We start from the raw sequence: 26,697 nt of genomic DNA on the forward strand, positions 1-26,697 counted from the left end.
CGGCTTCGGCTTCGGCTTCGGCTTCGGCTTCGGCTTCGGCTTCGGCTTCGGCTTCGGCTTCGGCTTCGGCTTCGGCTTCGGCTTCGGCTTCGGCTTCGGCTTCGGCTTCGGCTTCGGAAAGGGTTTCTTCTACGGGCAAAGACTCGTCAACCGGAGTGTCTTCGGCAGTGACGCCAGCTTCGGCCACGTCGTCCGTCTTGGGGTCGTCCACCGGCTTTTGATCGGTTTTGTCTTTACCAGCCAACGCAATATTCCCCCTAACGAATCCAAAATTACCTGAACAACAGACCCGACTAAGTTAATCTGTGGCCTCGCCGCCCTCAACCCGCAACGCATGTTTCACAAGCTTTTTAATGGCTTTCCGCATTTTCTTGGGTGTAGGTTCCTTGGCAATCTTCAGACGCTGATAGCCCAAGGAATAAAGGGGTTCCGCTGTCGCGGCGCTGATTGCAGCCACGAATAAGGGGGCCGATCCGCGCCAGATGTCGGCAAATTGTCGCGCTGTTCTGGGGGAAAAAATAGGGGCAATTACGGGCACTTTACCGGACGCAGCAGCGATCGCTTCGGATGTCAGCGGTAACAATCGCTGCTGATATACAGGCAACTCGCGCACGGTGAGGCCGGATTCGGTCAACCGCTCGGCGACACTTCCGCGCGTATGCTCTCCGCGCAGGTGAAGAAGCGGGCTGTCGGGTCTGGCTTTCAACAGCGCGGCAACCAGTTCTTCGGCGGTCTGGCCCACCATCTGCGCCTGCCACCCCGCACCTTTGGCCGTTCCGGTGGTCGCTGGACCTACACAGTAAGCTGGCAGTTCGCGATCCACGCCCATGGACGCCGCAGCATTGACCGCATTGGCCGAAGTGAAAATCAGACCGCGCACATCCGTGTCGTTTACCTGAACCGGCAAGGGCTTGATTTCGAGGATCGGGGAATAGATGACCTGAACCCGTGACCTGACGCGGGTCGGTAGTTGCGCAACGAACCTTTCCGAGGCGGCGCGAGGGCGGGTCATCAACAAATACAACGGCGGTGCCCTTGGCCTTGGGATTGTTTGCATCCGCGCAGGGTGATACCCCGCTTTGCAATCAAGGTGTAACGGATCAGGCCAATGGTGCAAACACTTACTGTCCTCGGGCTGGAAAGCAGTTGTGACGACACAGCAGCCGCAGTCGTGCGCCAAAGTGACGGTGCAGTGGCCGAAGTGCTGTCATCGGTAGTCTTTGGCCAGACGGATCTGCACAGCGCGTATGGCGGTGTCGTCCCCGAGATCGCGGCCCGCGCCCACGCCGAAAAGCTGGATACCTGCGTGTTGCAGGCGCTTGAATCCGCAGGGATGACCCTGAAAGACGTCGACGCCGTCGCCGTGACCGCCGGTCCGGGTCTGATCGGCGGGGTCATGTCCGGCGTCATGTGCGCCAAGGGCATCAGCGCGGCAACCGGCCTGCCGCTGATCGGTGTGAACCATCTGGCCGGTCACGCGCTGACACCTCGGATGACAGACGGGATCGCTTTTCCCTATCTGATGCTGCTCGTGTCGGGTGGGCATTGTCAGTATCTGATCGCCCATGGCCCGGAAAAGTTCACGCGGTTGGGTGGTACGATTGACGATGCCCCCGGCGAAGCGTTCGATAAAACCGCACGTCTTTTGGGCTTGCCGCAGCCCGGCGGCCCCTCGGTCGAGGCCGAAGCGCGTACAGGTGACCCGAAACGGTTCCGTTTTCCCCGACCCCTGCTGGATCGGCCCGGTTGCGACCTGTCCTTCTCAGGCTTGAAAACGGCCCTTATGCGTATGCGCGACCAGATCGCTGCGGAAAAAGGTGGGTTAACCCGTCAGGACCGGGCAGACCTATGCGCCGGATTTCAACAGGCGATCGTGGATACTCTGGCCGAGAAAACACGCAGGGCCATTGACCTGTATCTGCAGGAAAGCCCGTCTGATCCCGTTATTGCCGTTGCGGGTGGGGTGGCGGCCAATTCTGCCATTCGGTCCGCGTTAGAGACTGTTTCTGCCGAATGTGGCGCCCGTTTTACCGGGCCCCCGCTGCGCTTTTGCACCGACAACGCCGCGATGATCGCCTATGCCGGGATCGAACGGTTTCGCACCGGTGCCCGCGATGGTCTGGACCTGACTGCACGCCCGCGCTGGCCTCTGGACCAAACCAGCCCTGCCATGCTGGGCAGCGGTAAGAAAGGCGCCAAGGCATGAGTATTTCGGTTCTCGGTTCTGGTGCCTTTGGGACAGCGCTGGCGATTTCGTTGGCAGGGAAAGGGCCGGTCACTCTTTGGGCGCGCGACGCGGATCAAGCGCGTTTAATGCAAAGAGACCGCGAAAACACGGCGCGCCTGCCGAATGTGTCCTTGCCCAGCGCGATCTCCATTACCTCTGACATCGCAGAGGCGGCGCAGAACGAGATTCTGCTGGTTTCCGTGCCCATGCAGAAACTTCGCGGTGCTCTTTTGGACCACGCCGCTGCGCTGTCGGGAAAGACCCTGGTCGCTTGCTGCAAAGGCATTGAGTTATCGACAGGGCTTGGACCGATCTCGGTCATTCAGCAGGCCATCCCGGATGCGCGCCCTGCCCTGTTGACCGGACCGAGCTTCGCCGACGACATCGCGCGTGGTTTGCCGACGGCCCTGACACTGGCCTGTGCCGACCACGAACTAAGTCAAACCCTGCAGCACGCCCTGACAACGTCCAACCTGCGCCTGTATCGCACGACGGACGTCACCGGGGCCGAACTGGGCGGGGCTTTGAAAAACGTGATGGCCATCGGATGCGGGGCCGCCATTGGTGCGGGACTAGGTGACAGCGCCCGCGCCGCCCTTTTGACGCGGGGCTTCGCCGAAATGCAGCGTTTTGCGCTTATGCGCGGAGCGCAGGTCGACACGCTGATGGGGCTGTCCGGTCTGGGGGATCTGGTCCTGACCTGCTCGTCCGAACTGTCCAGAAATTACCGTTTTGGCCTGTCTTTGGGTCGAAATCTTCCTTTTGACGCCGCGACCACTGTCGAAGGCGTCGCCACCGCGCGCGCGATGTCGGACATCGCCATACAAGAAGGGCTGGATATGCCCATAAGCGCAACGGTGGCCGACTTGAGCCGGGGTGCCTACAGTGTACCCGAGGCCATTCAATCCCTGCTAAACCGACCCCTGAAGGAGGAATAATATGCTCATTGCCCTTATCGCCCGCGACAAGGACGGCGCACTGCAAACCCGTCTGGACAACCGCGCCGCGCATCTCGGCTATATCGAGGAAACCGGCGTTGTCGCACAGGCTGGGCCTTTGCTGGATGGGGACGCGATGATCGGTTCGCTGATCATTCTCGAGGTCGAGGACATGGCCGCCGCCCAAGCCTGGGCCGACAATGACCCCTATGCCAAGGCCGGCCTATTCCAGTCCGTTGACCTGATCGCGTGGAAAAAGGTCGTGGGCTGATGGCGTATTGGCTGTTCAAATCCGAGCCATCGACCTGGAGCTGGGACCAGCAGGTCGCCAAAGGGGACGCAGGCGAAGAATGGGACGGCGTGCGCAACTATCAGGCGCGCAATTTCATGCGGCAGATGGCGATCGGCGACAGAGGGTTCTTCTACCACTCGCAAAAAGACAAGGCGATCGTCGGCATCGTCGAGGTTTGCGCCGAGGCCCACCCCGACAGCACCACGGATGACGACCGTTGGGAGTGTGTGGACATCAAGGCAGTGCGGCCATTCACGACGCAGGTGACCCTGGACGATATCAAAGCGGATGAGCGTTTGGGCGATATGGTGTTGGTCAAGAACTCGCGACTGTCCGTTCAACCGGTCACCGAGGCGGAATGGCAGGTGATCTGCGATCTGGGTCAGACACAAGCGGACTAATAAAGGGAAGGCTCTGACGGATGCAGAACCTTCCCTACCCCGCGTGCTCCCTACTCACCACACGCGTATGGAAATGTCTGGTTCTGACCGTCCTGGTCACACCCTGACACTAGCCGAAGTATTGGGCCGGGTACAAACCTCAAGTATCTAAAATTTAAGTCGCCCTTTTGGTACGGCGGGCGCGACCGTTTCACGGTACCTTATCCGTAAGCCGACTCTTTCCCGAAATGCTTGGTCAGCATGTAGTAAACGACCGCGCGATATTTGTTGCGCTCGGACATGCCATAGGCTTCCAGAACCTTGTTGATGCCTTCCATCAGTTCGGGGCCATCTGACAGGCCCAGTTTCTTGATCAGAAAGTTGTTCTTGACCGTTTCAAGCTCACCTTCCTGAGTGGCCGCAACCGTTGACGCATCAGCGTCATATATCGCTGGTCCACAGCCGATGGTGATTTTGGTCAGCAAATCCATATCCGCGTCCATGCCGCATTTGGATTTCAGGTCCTCTGCATACTTGGCAATCAGCTCATCGCGTTTTCCCATAGTCGTCTCCTGAATTGGGTATATTTGAAATTCCCCATCACCCCGATCACGGTAATGGCCAAGCGGGTTTGCTCAAAGGGGAAAATCTCTGGCGTTCCCCCTAGACCCGTCCCTCAAGCGCAGGGTCTTGATTTCACACTGCCCTTTATTTAACGTATAGGTTAAATTATACAGTCAGGAGATCGCCATGACCGTTTCCTTGCCCAACGAAAGCCCCGCGTACCGAGAGGCACGAAACCGCCTGCTGGCCGCCGAAGTGGAATTGCGCGCCAAAATAGAAGACGTGGCCAATCTGCGCCGCCAACTTCCTGCGGGTGGCCAGATTCCGCAGGACTATGCGTTCCGAAACCTTCAGGGCGATGATGCGCCTTTGTCCTCGCTCTTTGGTTCACATGACACGCTTGCGATCTATTCGCTGATGTATGGCCCAAATGCAGAGCTGCCCTGCCCGATGTGCTCGGCCTTTCTGGACGGGTTGAACGGACAGGTTGCTCATCTTTCAAAGAAGATCAGCTTTGCCGTGGTTGCCCAGAATACACCGGAAAAACTGGCGGCGCTGCCAGCAAAGATGGAATGGCACGACCTGCCGCTATTTTCCGCGCTGGGCACCGAGTATCAGCGCGACTATCTGGCCGAAGCCGAAGACGGAAGCCAATTACCCATTCTGAACGTCTTTCGGCGTGCACAGGACGGAATCCACCATTTCTGGAGTTCCGAGCTTTTCTTCCAGCCCAGTGATTGGCACCCCCGGCACGTAGATGCCGCATGGCCGCTTTGGAATATTCTGGATCTCACGCCCGAGGGTCGCGGCGATTTCTTTCCGGCCCTGCGCTGAGTATCAGGCACAAAAAAACGGCGGCCCTACAGACCGCCGTTTCAATTCCGTTTTTCGCCAAAATCAATAGCGATAGTGTTCCGGCTTATACGGGCCTTCGGGTTTTACACCGATATAGGCCGCCTGGTCGCTGTCCATTTGGGTCAGCTTCACGCCGATACGGTCCAGATGCAGGCGGGCCACTTTCTCGTCCAGATGCTTGGGCAGGATATAGACCTTGTTTTCGTACTGATCCCCCTTGGAGAACAGCTCAATCTGCGCCAGTACCTGGTTGGTGAACGAGGCCGACATCACGAACGAAGGATGCCCGGTGGCGTTGCCGAGGTTCAGCAGACGACCTTCGGACAGCAGGATGATACGATTGCCCGAGGGCATCTCGATCATGTCCACCTGTTCCTTGATGTTGGTCCATTTGTGGTTCTTCAGGCTGGCCACCTGAATTTCGTTGTCGAAATGTCCGATGTTGCCGACGATGGCCATGTCCTTCATCTCGCGCATATGCTCGATGCGGATCACGTCCTTGTTGCCGGTGGTGGTGATAAAGATATCTGCGCTGGCAACTTCGTCTTCCAGCAGAGTGACTTCAAAACCGTCCATCGCAGCTTGCAGCGCGCAGATCGGGTCTACTTCAGTGACTTTCACACGGGCGCCTGCACCACGCAGCGAAGCGGCCGAGCCTTTGCCCACGTCGCCATAACCACAAACCACAGCAACCTTACCGGCCATCATCGTGTCGGTGGCGCGGCGGATACCGTCGACCAGCGATTCCTTGCAGCCGTATTTGTTGTCGAATTTCGACTTGGTGACCGAGTCATTCACGTTGATCGCAGGGAACGGCAAGTGGCCATCTTTAACCAGTTGATAAAGGCGGTTCACGCCGGTTGTGGTTTCCTCGGACACGCCTTGAATCTGATCGCGCATCTTGGTGAACCAGCCGGGTGAAGCCGCCATGCGCTTGGCGATCTGCTTCTTGATCACCTCTTCCTCTTCCGAACCCGGAACAGGGATGATGTCTTCGCCGGCTTCGGCGCGAGCACCCAGCAGGATGTACAGCGTCGCATCGCCGCCATCGTCAAGGATCATGTTCGGACCGTCGTCGAACAAAAAGGACTTGTCCAGATAATCCCAATGCTCTTCCAGCGTCTGGCCTTTGATGGCGAAAACAGGGATGCCTGCCTCGGCAATCGCAGCGGCGGCGTGGTCCTGGGTCGAGAAGATGTTGCACGACGCCCAGCGCACATCCGCGCCAAGCGCTACCAGTGTTTCGATCAGAACTGCGGTCTGGATGGTCATGTGCAGCGATCCAACGATCCGCGCACCTGACAGAGGCTTGCTTTCACCGTATTCCGCACGCAGGGCCATCAGGCCCGGCATCTCGGTTTCGGCAATGTCCAACTCTTTGCGGCCGAACCCGGCCAGCGAAATGTCTTTGACGATATAGTCCCCGGCCATCAGGTGCTCCATTCCGGTAAGATTAACTCCAGATTGCCACTAGCATCCCTTTATGAAGGTGGCAACGAGGACGGCCGGAAACGGGAAAATCACGCCTTTTTTTGATTAACTTGGCGTCCCCTCAACCTTTATCTTCGGGATCGCCTCGAAAAAGTCAGTGCCGACGGCGACAATGCAACTGATGCCGTTTGGACGGGTTACCAGAACGGTGTAGCTTCCCGTTTCCTTTGAGGTCCAAACCTCCATAACGGATCGCCCACTCTGGGACTTTTGCAAACCGCCAAAAGTCAGTTCTTCTGAATAGCTGTCCTGCAACTTGGCAATCACATGCTCGCGCTGGGCGCAGCTTTGTGCAAAAGCGGGGGGTGCAGTCGCGGCCATGCCAAAGGCACAGGCAATTCCCAACAAACGCTTGAACATAGCAAGCTCCTTTCGATACGAGTTACGATCGAGAGGGGCACACCGGGAGGAGCGTGCGCCCCCCTCGGTACTAGATGTCGGTATCACCGCGCGCCTGTTCAAAGCACGAATGCTCAAGAAAAAGTTGGCAGCAGGTGATCTTGACAGGTAAACCATACCACAAAAATGCGGCGCAATCGCGGCTGTTCATATGGGGCATGGCATAATGGCAACACAACCCAGAGCGTGGCAGAGGATGCTGTCAGGTCGCAGGCTGGATCTGCTGGACCCGACCCCCGTGGATATCGAGATCGAAGATATCGCGCACGGTCTGGCCTTTGTAGCGCGCTGGAACGGCCAGACAGCCGGGGATTTTGCCTATTCAGTTGCTGAACATTCCCTGCTGGTCGAGGAGCTTTTTCGCCGGATCGCACCCAAAGCGCCCGTCAAATGGCAGCTCGCGGCTTTGTTACACGATGCGCCGGAATATGTGATCGGAGATATGATCTCACCGGTCAAATCCGCCGTCGGTCCCGACTACGGCGCGCTGGATGATCGGCTGGCGGCTGCGATCCACATTCGGTTCGGCCTACCCGCCGCAGTGCCCAAAACGGTCAAGCGCCAAATCAAAAAGGCCGACAAGATCAGCGCCTGGATGGAGGCCACCCAGATCGCAGGCTTTTCCGAGTCTGAGGCGACCAAGTTCTTTGGCCGTCCGGACAAGACCGTGATGGAGGGGCTTGAGATCGTCCTACGCCCGCCGGTTGAGGTGCGGCAGGCGTATACGGACCGACATGCCGACCTGCTACGTCAGCTTTAGCCGAATACGAAGAAACACAGCTTATTGCCGTCCGGGTCACGAACATATGATCCGTAAAAGCGGTCCGGCACACGTTGACCGGGCTCTCCTTCGTCGGTTGCGCCCAGACTGATGGCCTTGTCGTACAGCGCCTTGCTTTCTTCTTTGGACTGGGCGGCAAAGGCAATCATGCTGCCGTTACCAGCCGAACAATCGCCGCCATCATAGGGTTCGCAAACGGCCAGCATCGGCTCACCGGGTTTGCTGCCGATAAAGGCGATGCGCCCTGCGTCGATGATTACCTTCGCATCGCGATCCGAAAAAAGGTCGGTATAGAATTTCTTTGCGCGCTCTATATCCGAGACGCCGATGGTCACATAACCGATCATGAGAGTATCCTTGTTTTGCGGTAAGTTTTCAGAAGCGGGCTTACGGCAAAGCGCTTCAAGGTATCAGATCAAAAAGCGATGCCCGCTAGCGCGGGCTGCGCTTCGCCAATATCCGCTGCAAGGTCCGGCGATGCATGTTCAGGCGACGGGCAGTCTCCGAAACATTGCGGTCGCACAGTTCATACACGCGTTGGATATGTTCCCAGCGCACACGGTCCGCGCTCATGGGGTTTTCGGGCGGTGGCGGCAGCTCGTCGCCCTTGGCCAGCAGCGCGTTGGTGATGTCGGTGGCGTCGGCGGGTTTGGACAGGTAGTCCGTTGCGCCGATCTTGACGGCGGCCACGGCCGTGGCAATGGCACCGTACCCGGTCAGAACCACGACCCGGCTGTCGGGGCGCTTTTCACGCAGCACTTCGACCACATCCAGCCCATTGCCATCCTCAAGCCGCAAATCCACAACCGCATAGGCAGGTGGACGTGCCGTGGAAATGGCGCGGCCTGCGGCGACCGACCCTGCGGTTTCAACCTCAAAGCCGCGCTTTTCCATGGCCTTGGCAAGACGTCTCAGAAACGGCTCGTCATCATCTACCAGAAGCAGGGATTTGTCCGGGCCGATATCGAGATCAGAGCTGTCCGCCATATTCTATTCTTTCCGCTATTTCACGCCTTTGGCTTGAACAAGAGTAATAGCAGCGCCATGAGAAAGGTCAAACAACGCTTGATTACGGCACGGACTTTAAAATCTCGTGTTGAAATTTGGTCCTCTGGCCGGCGGAAATCTTGGGGAAAACAGCAGTGGGGCAGCCCATAAGCTGCCGAAGGGTTTACTAGTTGTTAAAGCAGTCCCTAATGATCGCATTTCCATCTGTGTCCACTGCACCGGTATCGAATTTGATCTGTCCGGCAATGCGTGGACGTGTAAACGCCAGCGTCTCGTAGGTACGCCGGGACAGGATGAAGTCGCCAAACATTGGTGTGTAATCCAAAAACGCCTCGGTCATGAGAAGCGTGTCACCTTCGGTAAATAGCGGCGTGTTCGCTGCGTAGAATGCAATCTCGTCGTTGGTCAAAGCCCGCAAGCCGGAGGAGGGATGGGACCAGCAGAACTCGAGCACTCGCTCGGCCTCGTTTTCACAATCGGCCGTGCATTCAATCGTCGAAATGCGCAACTCGCTAGGGTGTTTGTCGCCGAGTATGTATTTGAAAACACTGTTCAACCCATCAAAGTAATCGGAGTCGATCAGGCTGTCTTCACGGCTGACCATATCTGATACGGTGTAAGCCGCCTTGGATCGCAAGTAAGACATCCTTACAGCATCCTGTACGACCAGCGCACCGCAGGTCAGAAGGATCAGCATCGGCAGGGCGATCCCCATTTCAACAAGCGCGGCACCGCTTGTGTCGCGTGTAAAGCGATGTACTGAGCGCTGAATTCGGGCTGAAATACTCTTAAAACGGATGAACATATCAAAATGGCTCGTTTACAAAGGCCGACCTCGACACCAGAGCGAAATTGCCTAAGTCGTCATATCGGGGAAGCGAAGCTAGCATCGGGATCGGGGGAAAAATGGAGTTCTGAACCAAACATGCGCGTGCAATCATCAATTGGTTTTCGATTCCCGCGCTGAAAACGATGGGCGGCTCATAGCCGTCGGGCGGTGTTGTATCGATGCAAAGGACGTCAGCCAGATTCAATGACCAGTCTGACTTTTCGACCTGCCGCACTTCCAAAAGCAGGTTTTCATCGCATCTCCACAACACGATCCGCGCCAGCGGTTTTGTGCAGATCGCAGTCTTGACCTTTTCGTGGTCCGGCTCGGGTATCAGGCCCAGGCGCAATTCGCGAAAGGTTTCGTCGGTTGCGCGGTCCAGTGAAACCTGCCGCATGATCAGGTAGCTGAACTCCAGTGTAATAAAGAGGAACAACAGAAGCACCGGAAGGCAAAGCGAATATTCGACCAGCGTGGTGCCGGTTTCGTCTCGCCATCCATTTTTGAGGCGGCTGGCAAGCGACGAAGTCGTCTGTTTACCTGAAGGCTGTGCATCGCGACGGGATTGTTTCATGACATCAAATCTCCGGCTCGGTCACTGCGTCAGGCGCAGTTTGTTGATTTGACGCGCGATCGACGCGAAGGCCGACGCAATATCAAGGCTGTTGACGTCGTAGAAATATGCGGGGGACGAGGCGCAATCAGCCAGGGTTGCGTCACCCTGCCCATAGGTGTCCATTCCGATCGTGAATACAACAACGCCGTTGTCTTTTGCTGCCTGACAAATCTGCGAGGTTCGGTTGTTTTTCCACGAACCACTCCTTACCTGAACGATCCGGTCATAGTGGGCGTCTGCGCTGCGCCGGGTGTCGGCTCTGGACAGGATGCTGTCTACAAACCGTTCCACAGGCATATCGGCCCAGACCTGCTGCCAAGTCATCCGTCTTGCCCCTCGGCCTGCCGTCCTGCTCCATTCTCTGTCAGACACCCGGTAGAAATCCCGGCTCGTCCCGCTTCGGTTGCGGTAATAGACGTAGTTGTTTGAACCGGGCAAACGGAACAGCGGCGAGTCGCCCTCGCGATACGGTGCTTTGATGTCGTAGTTCAGTGTGTTTTCACCGTCAGACATCACAATCAGGTACTTGAGAGAGTCCGGGTTGTCGTAATCATACGGCATACCGCGACCGGCAGGCCCAGACAGGTAATCATACCCCGCTCGTCCCGACATGGACGACAAAACGGGTCGCAGTGAAGGGTCCAGCATCGCCGCGCCCCATTTGGCGGCCATTTCGATCGAGGTATATCCGTATGGTTCCATCGCCCGGATACGGGCTTTCAGAAGTTCGGGGTTCTCTGACCAAGCAAAGATATCGCGCACGGACGAATCCGTAGGGCAAACGGTGCTGTACGAACTTAGGTCCCAGCCCGAGGTCGCCGGATCATGATGCGCCGTTCGGGTCAACAAGGTGTCCGTCGGTACGGCTGTGACGCCGTAGTCGGAATTTGAGTTGAAGGTCACACAGTTTGATGTCGTGTGCTCGGACGTAACCGTGAAATTACTCAGCAAGTCCGCGCCAACAGAAACCTGAGTGGCGAACGGAACAAGAGAGATCGTCGTGGTTCCCGGTTGCCCTGGCCTGGGCTGCACCGCGTCTACAAAAGCCTCTGCAGCCGGGATAAGCAGGTCCATACGTGATGGGTTCGAGGCCGGTCCGCTGGTTGATCCGGGCGCCCAAGACATCGAACCGGAATTGTCCAGCGCAACTGCGATCTCAAGATCGCGGCGAGACTCGGTCGCGGCCCCGACAACCGGAACGTCCCAGCCCGTGCGCCCCACAACCCTTGTAAGCAAGGCAGGAAGATGCGCTTCGGCTTCAACAGAAACCGTTCTCTCAAAGGCGGTGTTCACAATGGTGACGTTTTGCAGATTGTCCGCCAGACCAGCCTTGGCAAAGAAGTCGTTGACCACGGCCTCGGGGTCCAGAACCTGTTCCAAATCCGCCGATGCGAGGCTTGCTGAATCCGTTGTGTTCTGGAGTCTGACCCGGAGGTGCTCGGTCAGGGCAATTTCCATCGCGAACCCAACAAAAGCCATCATTGGAATAAGCATAACCGCAACAAAGACCATGACAGCACCGTCTGTCTGCTTGCGGAACCGCAGCAACAGACTGCTAACCCGGTTTTGTTCTTTGTGACTTGCTTTAATCTGGGACCCTGAAACAAAGCGCCCAGAGGGCTTTTTCCATTTCGTAACCATGTCAATCACTCACACACATCTGGTTCGGCCGAACATTTTGGCACAATCAGAACACTAAAAATCTTTAAACAACTTACCCCAATATGAATTGAAAATGAATTGAAAATGAACGGGTAAGATCGAATTATGGACATAATTTCGACACAAAGTCAAATTTTCACAGATGCTCAGCGCCTTTGACCGCCTGAAACACGTCGGACATCAACAGAGAAATGAAAAGTGATTCTAGGGGCTTAGCGTCGCTGTAACCCGGTCGCTTTGTCCAGTGAATTTGGCCGGAACACATGTCGCGAGGTTCTGATCAATAGCGCCCCGAAAGTATCCGCCCAGTAACCAATCGCACAGCTTTTCAGAAATCGTGTACGCTCTCAGAACCCATCCGGCTTGTGGCCGAAGAATACCTTGGTCACGTCCTCGAAAATGTTCCACTCCACACGGCTGCCATCGCGGACAAAAAGGCTTTCGCCGGCGCTCAGGACGCTGACCTGTCCCGTCGTCTTGTCGGTCAGGCGACACTTACCGGACAAAATCGTCATCAACTCATCGCCCTGTTCCGTACATTCAAAAACGCCTTGCGTACATCGCCAGATACCTGCCCGCGTCGTGTGACCCGGACCACCTGCATCCAGACGCCCTAAGACTTCGGGTGCGCCCTCAACAATCACGTAGTCGCTTCTTGGATCGTCGAATGGCCAAGGATCAAGCGCGCCCACATCGTCACCCGGCTTGTACTTGAGCATGATCTTCTCCGATTTGTTTCCCGCTGGGGACCAGCCGTGCAGCCTGAGCGGTCAAATGACCTCAGGTGAATGGTCCCGGGCCGCTCTGTCCTATTCCCGAAGTGTCTCCGTCCAGACCTTCAAGAAAAGTCTTTATCCGTCAGGATGCGCTGTGTCTTGCCCGATCGCCCAAAGTTAATGTCTACGATCTTTCGGTTTCTGTCCTCGGTCTTGTGACGGCAAAACCGAAAACCGTCCTTGCTGACATTGCCCGGCACCATCGCCCAATTCCAAATGCTGGGCATGAGTTTGCGGTACGGGGCGATCAGATCAATCACCCACATCCGCCCTCCATCCGATTTCCAGTCCTCTGGCATCAGCGGTTTTCCCTGAACGTGTTTCCTTTCTGCCTCGGGCGACAGAAAGGCCCAGGTGAAGATCGCGCGGGGAACCTCGTCAAAACGAAAGATCCTGTACTGGCCCAATACAAGGGGTGGTTCAAACGCCAGCCGCAAGTTCGCAACACTCATCCGGTTGTGATAGCTGCTACGAAAGGCAAGAAACATCGCGTCGCCATAGGCACGCAGGAGTTTCGCGTCCGGCGCTTCTTCTCGCGGCAGAGGTTTACCCGAGGCATCAAATATTTTTTTCATGCTAAATCAGGGTTTTTGTTAAGCAAGGCGGCTTCCCACGGCTTGAGACCGGGCAAGGCCGAAGGGCCAAAGCTGCGCGAGTTATTCCTCAGATTCGGGAAGATTTCAAAAAGCTCTTCGGCCGCATCAAGGTCAATGCCTTCCAGACTGGTCGGTCCGGGATGAAAACTCTCGGTCGCAAGTCCGTTGGTAACCATGACTTCGTGCTGATCGAACGCCAGATGGAAGTATTCGACTTCCGATACTTTCCGATCAACCGTGATCGTGGAATCGTTCAGCAAGCCCTTGGCCGGAGCCAAGACAACCGGATGGCCGAACAACATTTCAGCCATTGGATCGCTAAGCTGCACTCGGTGTTGCGGGGAAACCAACAGGTCGCTTTTGGGTTGCCCCGGACCTATTGCATCCCGGCAGATTCTAACAGGGTAAAGACGGGTGTTGCTGGCAAGTTCTTCTGCTTCAATGCGTCGGCTTCCGATCCAGCGAATCCTCTCGGCTCGCCCGTCTGCTGTCAGAACCTCATCGTCGATCATCAGGTCTTCGACCAAGCGCTCACCGCTGGGGGTGTTGATCAAAGTGCCCTTGGTGACACAGATCAAAAGCTCGATAACCACGGTGTCCGTGTCACCCGTTCCAAACGAACCGGTGGCCGTCACAGTGAAACTTATGACCTGATCTGATCCCGAAGCAATGACCGCAGCGCGATCGACGAAAAAGGTAAACTCGCCGGTGGCGGTGTCTGTCACCAAAGTACCGTAGGGCGTGACAAGCGGGCTGAAAACGTAACCGCCTGGCGCCTCACCCTCTCCGACGCCATCCAGGTCGTTATCCAGATCAAAATCGCCCGAGACCGTTGTCACGCTGGGATCGCTGAGGTCGGCGGTGGCGGTCCAGATATCCAGACCCTGCTCACCGCTGCCGGTGAACCCGTCAACCTCACTGATGTTTAATACAAAACCCATCTTTCATCGCACCCGGTTCGGTCGCCGGGCGTGGACCGGCAAATCACGTGTCGTTACCTCAATACACGTCGCGCGGGTTTGTTTCTGCAATTAAACGAGCAGGCCACCCAATTTTAGATGGAAACTGTGTGAATATGGTCCAATCGACCCAAAACTGAACAGAGTTTCGGGCCAGCGCGGGTTAGAGCTGGTCCAGAAAGCAACCCACTTTGTCGGCCATCTGTTCGGCGGTATCGTTGCGATTGAAAAACTCGATAAAACCATCCTGTGGCGTCACCAGATAGGTAAAGGTCGAGTGGTCCACCAGATAGTATTCATCGCTTTTTTCATGGGCTTTGTAATAGGTCTTGTAGGCTTGGCTGGCCGCTTTGACCTGCTCGGGCGATCCGGTCAGCGCGATGGTCTTGCCGCCAAGATTGAAAGCAAAATCACCCACCACTTCGGGCGTATCCCGGTCCGGGTCGATCGAGATGAACAACGGCGTCACCGACTGGCCGCGCTCGGCCAGAATGTCCACGGCTTCGGCGTTCCGTGACATGTCAAAAGGGCAGACATCCGGGCAGAAGGTATAGCCGAAATAAACCAAAGTCGGCTCGGTGATCACATCCGCGTCGGTGACCGTTTCGCCTGCTCCGTTGATCAACTCGAACGGTCCACCAATCGCGGCCGACCCTCCAGCAATCTGGCTGGAACGGCATTGAGCAAACTTGTCATCTGACCCACCGCCCTGTGTCAGCAGCCACATAGCACCTATACCGATGGCCAGAACAACGGTCGCAAGAATGGCATACAGGCGGATCATGACGGGTTTCCTGACCAAAAAGGGGTTGTTGATCGTTTCGGCCGGGACACCTATCAAGATGAACAGCCGATGCAACAGGACATAATGGACAAATGGCAATTTCCAACATCACATTATGGCGCGGTCAGGAACGCAGTAGCTGGATCCGCCTGCGCACCCTCATTCTGTTGCGATGGGTCGCCATTATCGGTCAGATCACGGCAATCACCGTCGCCCAGCAGACCTATCAGGTGCAGTTGGACGCCACGCTGTGCTATTTGGCAATCGGCGTGTCGATCATGGGCAACCTGACGGCTATTCTTGTGTTTCCGCGAAACAAACGGCTGTCAGAGTTTGAAAACTTTCTGATGGTTCTGTTCGACCTGCTTCAGCTTACGATCCTGCTGTATCTGACCGGCGGCTTGAACAACCCCTTTGCACTGTTGCTGGTCGGGCCGGTGACGATCTCGGCCAGTGTCATGAGCACCCGTTCGACGATGATCATCGGCGGCGTCGCCATTGCCCTGACCACCCTGCTGGCGGAATTTCACGTGCCCCTGCGCACGGCGGTGGGCGTCGATCTGGACATCCCCGATATCCTGCTGTTCGGAAACTGGGCCGCCATCGTCATTGCGATTGTCTTTCTCGGTGCGTATTCCCACCGCGTCAGTACCGAGGTGCAGTCCATGTCCGAGGCGCTCTCGGCCACGCATATGGCGCTGGCCCGCGAACAGAAACTGACCGATCTGGGCGGGGTCGTAGCCGCTGCCGCGCACGAGCTTGGGACACCTCTGGCCACGATCAAGCTGACCAGTTCGGAACTGATCGAAGAGTTGGACGACCGGCCCGACCTGAAAGACGATGCTGCGCTGATCCGTGAACAGGCCAACCGATGCAGGGACATCCTGCGGGACATGGGGCGCGCGGGCAAAGACGATCTGCATCTTCGGCAGGCGCCCTTGTCCACGGTCGTCCACGAAGCCGCCGAGCCTCATATCAATCGCGGTAAGATCGTTCATTTCGCCGAGGGTCCCGCAGGCGAAGGCGACGTGCAGCAACCGTCAATCCTGCGAAAACCCGAAATCATCCACGGCCTGCGAAACCTAATCCAGAACGCCGTGGATTTTTCGCGCGCCAATGTCTGGGTCGAGGCCGAATGGACCCCTGATCAGATCACGGTAGGCATCATGGATGACGGGCGCGGCTATCCCTCGCAAATGATTGGCCGGATCGGAGACCCTTTCATGCGCCGTCGCCGCGCCGAGACCGAACAACGCGCGCGGCCAGAATACGAAGGCATGGGCCTGGGACTGTTCATCGCCAAGACCCTTCTGGAACGGAGCGGCGCAGAACTTGAATTCGCCAACGGCTCGGACCCCTATCAAACCCTGTCCGACCACCCCGAGCGCCGAGGCGCGATCGTCAAGGTCACATGGCCTCGCAAACTGGTGGACGCCCAGATCGGAGATACCCCTGTTCCATCTGGTGCAAATCAACGCTTTCAGGTCTGAGTTAAGACCCCGTTAACCATTGGAAACCATAATCTGTACCCGTGATTTTCGTTGCGGGGCGCGCATGGTGGACTGGATCATTCTGGCCTTTATCAGCTTGGTATCTGCCGGTCTTGCCGCGCAGTGGTTGTTGCCGCGCCGCCGGCATCGGGGCGACAATTTCGGCCTGTCCTCGCCTTCCTCATTCTTCGACGTGGTGTTTCTGTTTGATGGCGACCGGCTGATTAGCCATTCGGACATCGCCCTTGATGGATTTGAAGAGGTTCGCCAATGGGCCGACCTGCAACGCCTGCTGAAACGGGACTTTCCGACATTTCCCGAAACCCCGGATCGAATTCGGAAGGAAGGGAACCTGGTTATTCCGGCTATCGACTGCACGGTCGAGCGTGACGTGCTGTGCGAATGGATAGACGGCGTCGTCCGCGTCCGGCTGCGCGACAACAGGGGTGGTCAGCAAGCTGTTCCTCAGGGGGCAAGTGACCCTATTCGCATGGCGATGGAGCGTGCGCCCTATCCCGTCTGGCTGCTTGATCAGCAGGACAATGTCCGATGGTGTAACGCGGCGTATGTGTCATTGGTACGCAAGGTTCGGGGTCAGGATACCGACCTCACGGCACCGTTGTTTCCAGGCGCAGAGGGCAACACGGGGTTGCGCACCAAAACGCGAGTTTCGATCTCATCGGAAGACAGCGCAAACAAGCTCTGGTTCGACCTGACGCTTGTGAACCACCCGGAAGGGTACTTGTGCTATGCCGTGGACATCAACGCCATTGTCGATGCCGAAACCGCGCAACGAAAATTCGTTCAGACAATGACGAAAACATTTGCCCAGCTTTCGATCGGGCTGGCCATATTCGACCGCAATCGCCAACTTGCACTGTTCAACCCGGCCCTGATCGACCTGACCGCCCTACCCCCTGATTTTCTGAGCTGCCGCCCAAGCCTGTCCAGTTTTTTCGACCGTCTGCGCGACCAGCACATGATGCCCGAGCCCAAGAATTACCGTAGCTGGCGGAGCCAAATGAACAGCCTGCTCGAAGCGGCAGAGGACGGAAATTACCATGAGACGTGGTCATTGCCCTCAGGCTCAGTCTATTCGGTCAGCGGGCGTCCGCACCCAGACGGCGCGGTGGCCTTTTTGTTCGAGGACATCACGGCCGAGATCACGCTGACTCGGCGGTTCCGCTCAGAGATGGACCTGATGCAATCGATTCTGGACAAACTGGCCGACGCCATCGCCGTTTTTGGCGATGATGGCACGCTGGCATTCACCAATTTCGCTTACCAGCAGCTTTGGGGCGAACCATCTGACGTGGGGTTTGACTCGGACACTGTGCTCGAAGTGACGCGAGGCTGGCAGACACAGTGCACGGCGACGCCCATCTTGGGCGAAATTCGCGATTTCGTTGAAATGCGCGAAAACCGCGTCGAATGGAATGGAACTTTGCAAATGCGCAACGGCACGCATCTGACTTGCATGATCAGCCCGCTGCAAAACGGTGCCACAATTATACGCTTTTCCTCGGACGCGGACGCTCTGCAACCGGCAGAGATACGGCAGATCAGCGCCTGAACCGGGTTGCGGCCAACCGGACACAGGGCCATTGTGGCGCCATGACGACGACACCGCTGACGATTGCCCTGAATTCCCCAGAAGAAACAACCGGGTTTGCCACTCGGTTAGGTTCGACTTTGCTGCCCGGAGACACCCTGTTGCTTGAAGGTGAGATCGGCAGCGGCAAAACCCATTTCGCGCGCGGTCTGATCCAATCACTGTTGACCACCCCCGAGGATGTGCCCTCTCCGACGTTTACGCTGGTGCAGGTTTACGACACCGAGTCCACAGAGATCTGGCATTGCGACCTGTACCGTCTGAGCGCCGTGGAAGAAGTGGAAGAGCTTGGCCTGACCGAGGCGTTGGACTCGTCGATCTGCCTGATAGAGTGGCCGGAAAAGCTGGGTCCGCTTCGACCTGATACCGCCCTTACAATGACGTTTGAAACAGACCCTGACACAATGGAAAAACGAATACTGACCCTATCGTGGTCGGACCCAAAATGGGCCCAAAGGCTGGAGTCCCGCTCATGACAAACCGTGCTGTTCTGGCCGAAGCCCTGATCGCACAGACGCCTTGGGCCGACGCGCAGCGTACGCCTCTGGCCGGGGATGCCTCGAACCGCCGGTACGAGCGTCTGACCGACCCGAAAACCGGCAAGACCGCCGTTCTGATGGATTCCCCTCCGGGTCAGGCCGAACCTGTTGAGGCATTTGTCCGCATGGCCGAATATCTGCGGTCCATTGGCCTGAGCGCGCCCGAAATCTATGCCGAAGACACAGAATACGGGTTCTTGTTGCTTGAAGATTTGGGCGATGATCTGTTCGCGCGTGTTCTTCGGCAATATCCGCAGAAAGAACGTGAACTGTACGAAGCGGCAACAGACGTTCTGATCACGCTACATGATGCGCCAACCCTGTCGCTGCCGTCTTATGGTCCCTCGTTGATGACCGAGCTGGCCGCACTTTCGTTCACAAAATACGCGCAGGCCGTTCAGGGCAGTTATGACGAAGACGCACGGGATCGGTTCGAGCATCGGTTCTCGGACATCCTGCACAGTGAGGCATCTGGGCGAAAGGTCGTTGTTCAGCGTGACTACCATGCCGAAAACCTGATCTGGCTGCCGGAACGCGACGGTGTGCAGCGCGTGGGCCTTCTGGACTTTCAAACCGCGATGCTGGGACATCCCGCATATGATCTTGTATCGCTGTTGCAGGACGTCCGCCGCGACGTGGCACCGGGCACCGAGATGCGGATGGTCGACCGATACATCTCGGCAACAGGGGTCAACGATCATGATTTCCGCACGGCTTACGCCGTTCTAGGTGCACAGCGGAACCTTCGGATACTCGGAGTATTCGCGCGTTTGGCGACCGAGTTCGGAAAGCCGCAATATATAGACCTGATCCCCGCGACCTGGGCCCACCTGATGCGGGATCTCGAACATCCCGCCCTGGTGACGGTTGCAGATCTTTTACGCGACGCCCTGCCCGCACCGACACCCGAAGCTTTGGAAAGGCTCAGACAGGCATGACCCGATCTCCTGATGCTGTCATGCTGTTCGCAGCAGGGTTCGGCACACGTATGGGCGCGTTGACCAAAGACACGCCCAAGCCGCTCATAAAAGTTTCGGGCCGGGCCTTGATCGACCACGCGCTTGATCTTGTGGACGAACTGAACCCAAAGCGGGTTGTCGCGAACCTGCACTATCTGCCGGATCAACTTGAGGCGCATCTGACCCCGAAGGGTGTGCAGTTATCGCTGGAACAGCCGGACATTCTAGACACCGGGGGCGGATTGCGCGCCGCTTTGCCCTTACTGGGGTCTGAGCCGGTTTTCACCCTGAATTCAGACGCGATCTGGTCCGGTCCGAACCCGCTGAAGCTGCTGCGCAACGCGTGGGATCCCGAGCGAATGGATGCCCTTCTGATGTGCGTGCCCGTTGCCCAGACGATCGGCTACAGGGGGACAGGCGATTTCACCGCCGACGCTACAGGCCGGATCACCCGCGGCCCCGGTTTGATCTATGGCGGTGTACAGATCACTAAGACCGAAAGGTTGAAAGAATTCCCTCAGAAGTCATTTTCACTGAACCTACTTTGGGACCGGATGCACCAGCAGAATCGTCTGTTTTCGCTTTCGTATCCCGGGCGCTGGTGTGACGTCGGCCACCCGGACGGGATCGCCTTGGCTGAAGGGCTTTTGGCCGATGTTTAAACCCGGCGACCTGCCCCGAGTCTTTGCCGTCCCACCGGGCACGGACTTTCCCAAGGCACTGGTTCAGGGGCTGAGAACCCGGTGCGCGGATCAGCCACCCGAAGCGCTGGCCCGGGTTCAGCTTGTGGTCAACACCCGACGCATGGCCCGCCGGGTACGCAGCCTGTTCGATCAAGGTCCAGCTTGCCTGTTGCCTCGGCTTTCGCTGGTGACTGATCTGGGTGAAAGCGTCGATCTTGCCAGTGTCCCACCAGCCATCCCGCCCCTCCGACGCAGGCTGGAGCTGACACAACTGGTTTCCAAACTCTTGGACCAACAGCCCGATCTGGCCGCGCGGTCGTCCTTGTTTGACCTTTCTGACAGTTTAGCCGCGCTGATAGACGAGATGCAGGGTGAGGGCGTATCGCCCGATGCGATCCGAAAACTGGACGTCAGCGACCTTTCCGGTCACTGGGCGCGGGCGCAGGCATTTATCGGAATTGCAGATAGCTTTATCAATCCCGGTGGCGATGCGCTGGACGCTCAGGCTCGACAGCGTCGCGTGGTAGTGAACCTGATCCAGCGTTGGCGAGATGATCCACCGCGTCACCCTGTGCTTCTTGCGGGGTCTACGGGGTCTCGGGGGACAACTCTAATGCTGATGGAAGCCGTCGCGCGATTGCCACAAGGTGCCTTGATCCTGCCGGGGTTTGACTTTGACCAGCCCGAGCGTGTCTGGACCGATCTGGATGATGCGCTGACGTCGGAAGATCACCCGCAATACAGGTTCCGAAAGCTGATGACCCAACTTGGGGTGAAACCAGATCAGATTGAACCTTGGACACCGGACGCGCCCCCCTCGCCTGCCCGTAACCGGCTGGTTTCATTGGCGTTACGCCCAGCGCCGATCACGGATGCCTGGATGTCCGAAGGCCCAATGCTGAGGGATTTGGACCGTGCGACAAACGACCTGACACTGGTCGAAGCCCAATCTCCTCGCGCCGAAGCACTGGCCATTGCCCTGCGTTTGCGTCAGGCCGCCGAGACCGGTCAGACCGCTGCTCTGATAACCCCGGACCGGATGCTGACACGTCAGGTCAGTGCCGCGCTGGATCGTTGGAACATCCTGCCCGATGACAGCGCCGGCCTGCCCCTGCAACTTTCTCCGCCCGGACGTTTTTTGCGGCACGTTGCCAACCTGTTCGCACGACGTCTGGATGGTGAAGCTCTGCTGACGCTGCTGAAGCACCCCCTCTGTCACGATGGCGGGGGTCGGGGTGAGCATCTTTTGCACACCCGTGATCTTGAGTTGGACCTGCGTCGCCACGGTCCTCCGTTTCCAGACAGCGCCAGCCTGACCGCTTTCGCCATCCGCAAAGAGGTTCCGGGTGACTGGATGCAATGGCTCGCGCGGCATTTCTGCGACCAAGAGATCTCGACCGAATTGCCCCTGTCGGATTGGGTTGCCCGTCTGCGAACGTTGGCCGAAGCCATCTCAGCCGGCAGTGCGGGCGACACCGGAACGCTTTGGGACAAAAACGCGGGTCAAAAGGCGCAATCCGTTCTCACCTCACTCGAGTCCGAGGCACACCATGGTGGGTCAATGAACGCGCATGACTTCGCGGACCTGCTGGGGGCATTACTGGCCGGAGAAGAAGTGCGCGATCGGGACGCGCCGCATCCACATATCATGATCTGGGGAACGCTTGAGGCCCGCGTACAAGGGGCCGATCTGCTGATTCTCGGCGGCCTGAACGAAGGTAGCTGGCCGGAAGCCGCCGCACCCGACCCGTGGCTGAACCGCCAGATGCGCGACAAGGCGGGGCTTTTGCTACCGGAACGGCGGATCGGCTTGTCGGCGCATGACTTTCAGCAGGCTATTGGCGCGCCCGAGGTCTGGCTGACCCGCGCGATCCGGTCCGATGACGCGGAAACAGTGCCTTCGCGCTGGCTGAACCGGCTGACGAACTTGTTGCAAGGCCTACCGGATCAAGGTGGTCGCGACGCGTTGTCCGGCATGCGTTCCCGTGGTCGGCAATGGCTGCGCTGGTCCGAGCAGCTTGAAACCGCCCCGCATATCAAAGCTGCCCCACGACCATCGCCGCGCCCGCCCGTTGCGTCGCGCCCGCGCCGTCTGAGCGTTACGGAAATCAAACGCCTGATCCGCGATCCCTACGCGATCTATGCCAAACACGTGCTGCGCCTGAAGCCTCTGGACCCTCTGGTGCAGGCACCGGACGCGTTGCTGCGCGGGATCGTGATCCATGAAATCCTTGAACATTTCGTCAAGGACAGCTTGCTGGACTCGGCGCTTCTGTCGCGTGACAACTTTTTGAAACGCGCTGAAAGCCTGCTGGAACAGCATGTTGCATGGCCGACAGCCCGCAAGCTCTGGCTGGCGCGACTTGAACGGATTGCCGATGACTTTTTGAAAGCTGAGGCCTCGCGGCACGGCGATGGTGGCCCCGTGGCGTTTGAGGCTGCGATGAAACTGGTACTGTCGCCTCTGGACTTTACGATTTCGGGTCGCGCTGATCGGATCGACTTGAACAGCAGGGGTGCGCTACGACTGGTCGACTACAAAACCGGCACTCCACCTAGCGAAAGCCAGCAAGCCAAGTTTGACAAACAATTGCTGATCGAAGCTGCAATGGCCGAGCAGGGCGGGATTGAGGGAATTGACCCACTGCCAGTGGCAGAAGCCATTTTTGTCGGTATGGGAGGGGCTTATAAGGAAGTTCCCGCGCCACTTGGCAAGGAACCGCCCGACAAAGTTCTGGCTGAGCTGAAAGAGCTGATTTCAGCCTATTTAGAGCCTGAACAAGGCTATTCCTCGCGCCGGATGCTGCATAAGGACACCGACATTGGCGACTACGATCACCTCGCACGATTTGGCGAGTGGGACCGGACACACGAAACAAACCCCGAGGATCTGAAATGAGCCCGCGAAACGACGCGACCGAACGTCAGGTACAGGCCGCGCGACCCGAAGCCTCAACTTGGTTGGCGGCAAATGCCGGTTCGGGCAAGACCAGGGTTCTGACCGACCGGGTGGCGCGATTGTTGCTGGACGGTATTCAACCGCAGCACATTTTGTGCCTGACCTACACAAAAGCCGCCGCCAGCGAGATGCAAAACCGCCTGTTCAAACGACTGGGTGAGTGGGCGATGCTGGACGATGACCGGCTACTGGCGCAATTGACCGATCTGGGCGTTCCGGGTGTCATCGACCCTGACCGGCTGGCGCAGGCTCGCACGCTGTTTGCGCGCGCCATCGAGACGCCCGGTGGATTGAAAATACAGACAATCCACTCATTCTGCGCGTCTCTCTTGCGCCGCTTTCCGCTTGAGGCTGGCGTCAGCCCGCAATTTTCCGAAATGGAGGACCGCGCCGCCGCGCTGCTGCGCGAAGAAATCGTCGAAGATTTTGCAGAGGGGCCGCAAGCCGCGCTGATCGAAGATGTGGCCCGGTTCGTGACGGATACCGGTTTTGAAAAGCTGACGGCCGCAATAACGCACAAGCGAAACCTGTTTGCGAAGCCCCTGAATTGGGACGAGATTCAACGCCAATTCGACCTTCCCGAAGGGTTTGACGAAGAGACGTTGTTGTCCCGCGTTTTTCTGGGCGGCGAGGTTGATCTGATCCGCTCGATCCTGCCCGCCATGCTTGAAAGCGGTGGAAACAACGCGAAGGCCGCAGCAAAGCTGGCCGGATTCACTGAGCCGCGAACCAGCATCCTGCCAACTTTGGAAGGGGTCTTCCTAACCGGAAAGTCGGCGAAGGAACCGTTTTCAGCCAAAATCAACAACTTTCCGACCAAAGCGCTGCGCGAAGGGGTTCTGGCAGACCGAATGTCGCAACTCGAAGCCTTCATGTTGCGGGTTGAGGCAGCCCGAGAGCAACGGCTGGCTTTGACGGCCGCGCGTAAAACACGTGTACTGCATCGGTTTGCAGCGGCTTTCCTACCGGAATACGAACGACGCAAACAGATACGGGGGTGGCTGGACTTTGACGACCTGATCCTGCGTGCGCGCCAAGTTCTGAACGATCCGGCGGTCGCGGAATGGGTGCTGTATCGACTGGATGGCGGTATCGACCATATCCTTGTGGACGAAGCGCAAGACACAAGCCCCGACCAATGGGACGTGATCGAGAAGCTGGCCCAGGAATTCACCAGCGGAGAGGGTGCCCGATCGGGGGTTGAGCGGACGATTTTCGTGGTCGGCGACAAGAAACAGTCGATCTATTCCTTCCAGGGCGCCGACCCGCAAGCCTTTGACCGGATGCAGCTTGAATTCGGGCGAAAGCTGACTGAATCAGGCTCTAAATTGTGGGATTCCACGCTTGAGTACTCGTTTCGGTCCTCCAGCGCGATCCTGTCCTTGGTGGATATTCTGTTTGAAAACCAAGTAGAGGCAGGCTTCCACAAAGAAAGCCTTCACCGTGCGTTCAAAGCCGATCTTCCGGGGCGGGTCGATCTGTGGCCCGTGGTTGAAAAGGTCGAGGAAGACGAAGACGGTGACTGGACCGACCCTGTGGATCGACCCGGCGCGCGACATCACACCGTTATTCTGGCCCAACAGGTAGCAGATTCGATCAAGACGATGATCGAGCGCGGCGAAACCATTCCCGATGATAGCGAAACACCGGGAGAGTTTGTACGACGCAAGGTGCAACCGGGGGATTTCCTGATCCTGGTTCAGCGTCGCTCGGACCTGTTCGCTGAAATCATTCGGGCGTGCAAAGCCGCTGACCTGCCAATCGCCGGGGCAGACCGCCTGAAAGTCGGCGCGGAATTGGCGGTGAAGGACCTGGCCGCGCTGCTCAGCTTTCTGGCAACGCCTGAAGACAGCCTTTCGCTGGCGACAGTGCTCAAATCTCCGTTGCTGGGGTGGACTGAACAGCAGCTTTTCGATCTGGCCCATCGCCGAAAAGACCCGTTTCTTTGGGCCGCGCTGCGCCGCCGCGCCGATGAGTTTCCCGACACGCTTGCCGTATTGAACGACCTGCGCGGGCAGATCGACTTTCTGCGCCCTTACGACCTGATCGAACGCATTCTGACCCGCCATGACGGGCGGCGCAAACTGCTCGGGCGGTTGGGGGCCGAAGCCGAAGACGGCATCAACGCGCTATTGTCGCAGGCGCTTGCATACGAGCGCACCGATATTCCCAGCCTGACCGGGTTTTTGGTGTGGATGCAGACCGATGACCTTGAGATCAAGCGACAGATGAGCGGTGTCGGCAACATGATCCGAGTCATGACGGTGCATGGATCAAAGGGGCTGGAAGCGCCGATCGTAATCCTGCCCGATACGGGTAAACGGCAAGCCCCGCGTGATGCCGAAATCATGGTGGCAGAGGGGATGCCCTTGTGGAAAGTCTCGGCAGACGGATCACCGGCCTTAATTGCCCGCGCCCGCCAAGAGGCGCGCGAACGGGAAGAAAACGAGCGGTTGAGGTTGCTCTATGTGGCTCTAACACGGGCCGAGAAGTGGTTGATCGTGGCCGCAGCCGGGGATGTCGGCAAAGATGGGTCAAGCTGGTACCAGATGGTTCAGGCCGCCATGGAACGGGCAGGTGCCATTTCAGAGCCGGGTTCAGAAACGCTAAGGCTGTCGCATGGTGAGTGGCTTGGCCCGCCGCTGATCGAACATGCAGAATCAACGATCGAGCGTGTAGACCTTCCGCAAGCGTTTCTGGCTGAGGCAGCCACGCCCGAGCCAGTGACCGAAACGCTCAGCCCGTCGGATCTCGGTGGCGCGAAAGCCTTGCCGGGCGACAGTGGACAGGATGAGGACGCCGCAAAGCTGCGCGGAACCCGGCTGCACCTTCTTCTCGAGCACTTGCCTTCGGTTGCGTCCGAATTCTGGCCGCAGCTTTGCGCAAGGGTTCTTCCCGATATGCAGGATTCGGAACGCGATGCGCTGTTTTCCGAGGCGCGGGCCGTACTGTCCGCAGACCATCTGCAGGACATATTCGGCCCAGACTCTCTGGCCGAAGTTCCGGTATCCGCCGATCTGAACGGGCGTCGGATGCACGGGGTCATCGATCGGTTGATCGTAACGGAAAAGGACGTTCAGGTCATTGATTTCAAATCGAATATGATTGTGCCGGACACCGCAGCCGCGTGTCCTGACGGCCTGCTGCGACAGATGGGGGCGTATTCCTGTGCGCTGTCACAGATTTACCCCGACCGCGACATCAAAACTGCGATTCTGTGGACCAGAACGGCTCGGTTGATGTGGTTGCCACACGATCTGGTGACGGATGCGCTGACGCGTGCGTCGATGCCTTGACC

At 57.8% G+C, this 26,697-nt stretch carries 26 protein-coding genes and 1 pseudogene; 13 read left to right on the top strand and 14 right to left on the bottom strand.

Annotated elements, in window-relative coordinates:
- Window positions 1–244: pseudogene (locus ACR0LH_RS09555) on the bottom strand (hypothetical protein); the annotation flags it as partial.
- Between the two features lie 54 nt (window positions 245–298).
- Window positions 299–1,012 (bottom strand): uroporphyrinogen-III synthase, encoded by a 714-nt coding sequence (locus ACR0LH_RS09560; protein ID WP_480720719.1) that lies wholly within the window; start codon window positions 1,010–1,012, stop codon window positions 299–301.
- Window positions 1,013–1,108: 96 nt separating this feature from the next.
- Here ACR0LH_RS09560 and tsaD point away from each other — a divergent pair, with 96 nt between their 5' ends.
- Genes tsaD through ACR0LH_RS09580 form a run of 4 tightly spaced genes read left to right on the top strand, consistent with a single transcriptional unit; the run spans window position 1,109 to window position 3,858 of the window.
- Window positions 1,109–2,206, top strand: a complete 1,098-nt coding sequence (gene tsaD, locus ACR0LH_RS09565; RefSeq protein ID WP_480720721.1) for a tRNA (adenosine(37)-N6)-threonylcarbamoyltransferase complex transferase subunit TsaD — start codon at window positions 1,109–1,111, stop codon at window positions 2,204–2,206.
- Window positions 2,203–3,165, top strand: coding sequence for an NAD(P)H-dependent glycerol-3-phosphate dehydrogenase (locus tag ACR0LH_RS09570; protein WP_480720722.1), 963 nt, complete (start codon window positions 2,203–2,205; stop codon window positions 3,163–3,165). The genes tsaD and ACR0LH_RS09570 overlap by 4 nt, the downstream gene beginning before the upstream one ends.
- Window position 3,166: 1 nt before the next feature.
- Window positions 3,167–3,436, top strand: a complete 270-nt coding sequence (locus tag ACR0LH_RS09575; RefSeq protein WP_170386865.1) for a YciI family protein — start codon at window positions 3,167–3,169, stop codon at window positions 3,434–3,436.
- Window positions 3,436–3,858, top strand: coding sequence for an EVE domain-containing protein (locus ACR0LH_RS09580; RefSeq protein WP_170795077.1), 423 nt, complete (start codon window positions 3,436–3,438; stop codon window positions 3,856–3,858). The genes ACR0LH_RS09575 and ACR0LH_RS09580 overlap by 1 nt, the downstream gene beginning before the upstream one ends.
- 200 nt (window positions 3,859–4,058) lie before the next feature.
- Here the strand turns inward: ACR0LH_RS09580 and ACR0LH_RS09585 are convergent, their stop codons facing one another.
- Window positions 4,059–4,400, bottom strand: coding sequence for a DUF2853 family protein (locus ACR0LH_RS09585; protein WP_480720724.1), 342 nt, complete (start codon window positions 4,398–4,400; stop codon window positions 4,059–4,061).
- Between the two features lie 187 nt (window positions 4,401–4,587).
- Here ACR0LH_RS09585 and ACR0LH_RS09590 point away from each other — a divergent pair, with 187 nt between their 5' ends.
- Complete coding sequence (locus ACR0LH_RS09590) at window positions 4,588–5,235, top strand: DUF899 family protein (protein ID WP_480720725.1); 648 nt, start codon at window positions 4,588–4,590, stop codon at window positions 5,233–5,235.
- A 63-nt stretch (window positions 5,236–5,298) separates the two neighbouring features.
- Here ACR0LH_RS09590 and ahcY read toward each other — a convergent pair whose 3' ends face one another.
- Entirely contained in the window at window positions 5,299–6,687 is a 1,389-nt protein-coding gene (gene ahcY / locus ACR0LH_RS09595; RefSeq protein WP_170387182.1) for an adenosylhomocysteinase, read from the bottom strand.
- Window positions 6,688–6,792: 105 nt separating this feature from the next.
- The gene (locus ACR0LH_RS09600) at window positions 6,793–7,107 is read right to left on the bottom strand and encodes a hypothetical protein (RefSeq protein WP_170386873.1); all 315 of its coding nucleotides are present in this window, start codon (window positions 7,105–7,107) and stop codon (window positions 6,793–6,795) included.
- 205 nt (window positions 7,108–7,312) lie between these two features.
- Between ACR0LH_RS09600 and ACR0LH_RS09605 the strand changes: the two genes are divergently transcribed.
- On the top strand, window positions 7,313–7,906 hold the full coding sequence (locus ACR0LH_RS09605; RefSeq protein ID WP_170617868.1) for an HD domain-containing protein: 594 nt from the start codon (window positions 7,313–7,315) through the stop codon (window positions 7,904–7,906).
- Here the strand turns inward: ACR0LH_RS09605 and ACR0LH_RS09610 are convergent.
- From ACR0LH_RS09610 to ACR0LH_RS09650, 9 genes are all read right to left on the bottom strand, one after another.
- Window positions 7,903–8,274, bottom strand: a complete 372-nt coding sequence (locus ACR0LH_RS09610) for a VOC family protein (protein WP_170569938.1) — start codon at window positions 8,272–8,274, stop codon at window positions 7,903–7,905. The two genes, ACR0LH_RS09605 and ACR0LH_RS09610, sit on opposite strands and share 4 nt — an antisense overlap.
- An 85-nt stretch (window positions 8,275–8,359) precedes the next feature.
- Complete coding sequence (locus tag ACR0LH_RS09615; RefSeq protein WP_142637470.1) at window positions 8,360–8,914, bottom strand: ActR/PrrA/RegA family redox response regulator transcription factor; 555 nt, start codon at window positions 8,912–8,914, stop codon at window positions 8,360–8,362.
- Between the two features lie 187 nt (window positions 8,915–9,101).
- Window positions 9,102–9,740: a TadE/TadG family type IV pilus assembly protein gene (locus tag ACR0LH_RS09620; protein ID WP_480720727.1), complete on the bottom strand. Its 639-nt coding sequence runs from the start codon at window positions 9,738–9,740 to the stop codon at window positions 9,102–9,104.
- A 1-nt stretch (window position 9,741) separates the two neighbouring features.
- The gene (locus ACR0LH_RS09625) at window positions 9,742–10,338 is read right to left on the bottom strand and encodes a TadE/TadG family type IV pilus assembly protein (RefSeq protein ID WP_480720729.1); all 597 of its coding nucleotides are present in this window, start codon (window positions 10,336–10,338) and stop codon (window positions 9,742–9,744) included.
- A 21-nt stretch (window positions 10,339–10,359) separates the two neighbouring features.
- A complete protein-coding gene (locus tag ACR0LH_RS09630) occupies window positions 10,360–11,892 on the bottom strand; it encodes a pilus assembly protein TadG-related protein (protein WP_480720730.1) in 1,533 nt (510 codons plus the stop codon).
- A gap of 497 nt (window positions 11,893–12,389) precedes the next feature.
- Complete coding sequence (locus tag ACR0LH_RS09635; RefSeq protein ID WP_480720731.1) at window positions 12,390–12,761, bottom strand: cupin domain-containing protein; 372 nt, start codon at window positions 12,759–12,761, stop codon at window positions 12,390–12,392.
- 119 nt (window positions 12,762–12,880) lie between these two features.
- Entirely contained in the window at window positions 12,881–13,393 is a 513-nt protein-coding gene (locus tag ACR0LH_RS09640; RefSeq protein ID WP_480720733.1) for a toxin-activating lysine-acyltransferase, read from the bottom strand.
- Window positions 13,390–14,355: a Hint domain-containing protein gene (locus ACR0LH_RS09645; protein ID WP_480720735.1), complete on the bottom strand. Its 966-nt coding sequence runs from the start codon at window positions 14,353–14,355 to the stop codon at window positions 13,390–13,392. Before ACR0LH_RS09645 ends, ACR0LH_RS09640 begins: the two co-directional genes overlap by 4 nt.
- A 181-nt stretch (window positions 14,356–14,536) precedes the next feature.
- Window positions 14,537–15,157, bottom strand: a complete 621-nt coding sequence (locus ACR0LH_RS09650; protein WP_480720736.1) for an SCO family protein — start codon at window positions 15,155–15,157, stop codon at window positions 14,537–14,539.
- 92 nt (window positions 15,158–15,249) lie between these two features.
- Between ACR0LH_RS09650 and regB the strand changes: the two genes are divergently transcribed.
- From regB to addA, 7 genes are all read left to right on the top strand, one after another.
- Window positions 15,250–16,647 (top strand): sensor histidine kinase RegB, encoded by a 1,398-nt coding sequence (gene regB, locus ACR0LH_RS09655; RefSeq protein WP_480720737.1) that lies wholly within the window; start codon window positions 15,250–15,252, stop codon window positions 16,645–16,647.
- A 64-nt stretch (window positions 16,648–16,711) separates the two neighbouring features.
- Window positions 16,712–18,220, top strand: coding sequence for a PAS-domain containing protein (locus ACR0LH_RS09660; protein ID WP_480720738.1), 1,509 nt, complete (start codon window positions 16,712–16,714; stop codon window positions 18,218–18,220).
- A 41-nt stretch (window positions 18,221–18,261) separates the two neighbouring features.
- Window positions 18,262–18,735 (top strand): tRNA (adenosine(37)-N6)-threonylcarbamoyltransferase complex ATPase subunit type 1 TsaE, encoded by a 474-nt coding sequence (gene tsaE / locus ACR0LH_RS09665; protein WP_480720739.1) that lies wholly within the window; start codon window positions 18,262–18,264, stop codon window positions 18,733–18,735.
- Window positions 18,732–19,736: an aminoglycoside phosphotransferase family protein gene (locus tag ACR0LH_RS09670; protein WP_480720740.1), complete on the top strand. Its 1,005-nt coding sequence runs from the start codon at window positions 18,732–18,734 to the stop codon at window positions 19,734–19,736. Before tsaE ends, ACR0LH_RS09670 begins: the two co-directional genes overlap by 4 nt.
- Complete coding sequence (locus ACR0LH_RS09675; protein WP_480720741.1) at window positions 19,733–20,419, top strand: nucleotidyltransferase family protein; 687 nt, start codon at window positions 19,733–19,735, stop codon at window positions 20,417–20,419. Before ACR0LH_RS09670 ends, ACR0LH_RS09675 begins: the two co-directional genes overlap by 4 nt.
- On the top strand, window positions 20,412–23,339 hold the full coding sequence (addB, locus tag ACR0LH_RS09680; protein WP_480720742.1) for a double-strand break repair protein AddB: 2,928 nt from the start codon (window positions 20,412–20,414) through the stop codon (window positions 23,337–23,339). The genes ACR0LH_RS09675 and addB overlap by 8 nt, the downstream gene beginning before the upstream one ends.
- A complete protein-coding gene (gene addA, locus ACR0LH_RS09685; RefSeq protein ID WP_480720743.1) occupies window positions 23,336–26,695 on the top strand; it encodes a double-strand break repair helicase AddA in 3,360 nt (1,119 codons plus the stop codon). The genes addB and addA overlap by 4 nt, the downstream gene beginning before the upstream one ends.
- Window positions 26,696–26,697 lie beyond the last annotated feature (2 nt).

The sequence above is a fragment of the Ruegeria sp. CL6 genome (assembly GCF_056536465.1).